This window comes from Hydrogenophaga sp. (assembly GCF_041633695.1).
Taxonomy (GTDB): domain Bacteria; phylum Pseudomonadota; class Gammaproteobacteria; order Burkholderiales; family Burkholderiaceae_C; genus Hydrogenophaga.
Genome location: NZ_JBFJMY010000636.1, coordinates 1 through 1,902 on the forward strand (window position 1 = coordinate 1; position 1,902 = coordinate 1,902).

The window sequence follows — 1,902 nt, forward strand, 5'->3', positions numbered from 1 at the left end:
GATCTGTTGAAGTAGCGGACCGGCAGAAGGAAAGCGCCCCGCCCAAGGCGGGGCGCTGGGCGACCATCAGTCGCCCTTGCTGCGCGACCAGATCAGGTTGTGCGTGCCGTCCTCTTCCTCGATCAGGCGGGCGTAGATGGTGGCCGGGAAAGAGGGGTCGTCCAGCGTCACCGAGAGGTAGGGGCGTTCGGACTGGCTGACCTTCTTCCAGGCGGCGCCGATGTCGTAACCGGTGCCGGCCTGGATGCGGTAGTCGGGGGCGTTCTCGCTGCCCTTGTCGTTGCGAACGAACTTGACCTTGGCGTTGAGCGTGAGGGTGCGAACGGTGCCGATGAAGCCGTCGTTCTGAGCGGTGAAGGTGCCGATGTTGGCCATGATGATTTCCTTTCGGGTTGCCAAGGTCGCGCCCATCGCGTCCTTGTTGTGATCCGTCAGGCGGGGGACGGGCGGGCCGCACCCCGCAGCGCAGCGAAGGGGCCGCAACAGCGTGGAGGACCGGCAGACACGGGAAATTTGCCTCGCGAGGAATCCGCGCAGCGGAGGGGAAATTTCTTGGGCCGTACGGTTGCGGCCATCAAGCCCGAGGCGAAGCCGCGACCTCGCCAGGATTCACAACGAGACAAGGACGCCTGGGACGCACCTTTCTCGAAAGGTTCATGGCCGAGCACGTTCACCACTTCCGCGGTGAGACTGCATCTGCCATCGCCTTTGCGCCATTGGTCAGAGTCGCAACGAAGCGAGAAGTCGCTGCTGCACCCACTCAGCGCCTTGCATTGCGCGTCGCCTGCCAAGTTCAACCTGGACGGTGCCAACACCTTGCGGTCTGTGACACCACCCAGCGATCTGCCCGCCAGCGTGAGGGAAGACTGCATGCCAAGCAACCCAGCGCAGCGAGCAAAGGCGTAGCACCCGGCTCATATGGCGAGGTGATGCAGGGCCGGATGCCGGCGCACGAACCCTTCCGGCCCGCACAGGCAAGCGGAGCGCGCAGGCGTGAAGGATCGAAGCCGAAGGGCCGTGACGGCTATGACGGCACGGGGCGCAGCCCGAGAGCCTGTCGGCGCAGTGCGCCGACACGCCCGGCCCCGGGATTCACCGTCACCAAAGTCACATGAAGAAGCTGCCCTGGTCCGAGTAGCCCTTGGTGTCGATCTTCAGTTGAGCCAGCCAGGGCTGGACCGCCCGTTTGCAGGAAAAGTCCTCTCCACCGTCCTGAACCCACGCGCCCAGGCGGCGCTCCACCCAGGCGTGTGCATGGGCATCGCCATCGCGCAGACCATTGAATCGGTCGGGCTCAATGCCCTCATGCCGCGGGTCGAGCACCACGTTGATCGACAGCTCGTCGCCGCTGATGGCATTCACGCTGGCCACGGCTGTATGGCCGTCCTCAATCTCGACGCGGTAGACGTGCCGCTTGCAGAGCTGGCTGTGCGGGTTGCCGCCGGGCCACCAGTTGTCGCTGGGCTCTAGGCCGAACAGTCGTTGTTCCAGGCCGGCATTGATGGCGGCGACCATCAGGTTGCGCCAGCCCATCCAGCGCACACTGCGCTTCTTGCTCAGCGGGAAGTTGCGGAAGGGCGAGTACGAGTGTTCGAACTCTGGGACCAGGCGCAGATCCGGCATGGCGTTGTAGCCCAGTTCCTGGAGCCGGCGCACCATGCGTGCGTTGCTGGGCTTGGGTACCTCAACGGTGACGCGACCGTCCAGCGCAGCGCGAAGCGCCGCATATGTCCGGAACCCGAGCGCCGACGCGAGGGCTTCACTGAGATGGGCGGAAGGGACACCGCTCACGCGGTGCTGGGCACTGTGCTTGAGATTGCGCAGCGCCGCTTTGGAGACGAAGAATGTCGAATCAGACATGCCAAATTCCTTTGTGCATGGTCGATGACTGCCGATTACGCA

General features: G+C 64.5%; 2 protein-coding genes. Both read right to left on the reverse strand.

The window, feature by feature from the left end:
• Positions 1-66 precede the first annotated feature (66 nt).
• A complete protein-coding gene (locus tag ABYB95_RS22650; protein ID WP_372662338.1) occupies positions 67-375 on the reverse strand; it encodes a DUF736 domain-containing protein in 309 nt (102 codons plus the stop codon).
• A gap of 732 nt (positions 376-1,107) precedes the next feature.
• Positions 1,108-1,902 (reverse strand): hypothetical protein (locus ABYB95_RS22655; protein WP_372662341.1); only part of this gene is annotated, 795 nt, incomplete at its 5' end.

Excerpts from the sequence above, each read along its gene's own strand:
- ABYB95_RS22650 (WP_372662338.1), bottom strand. The coding sequence starts at position 375 with ATGGCCAACATCGGCACCTTCACCGCTCAGAACGACGGCTTCATCGGC.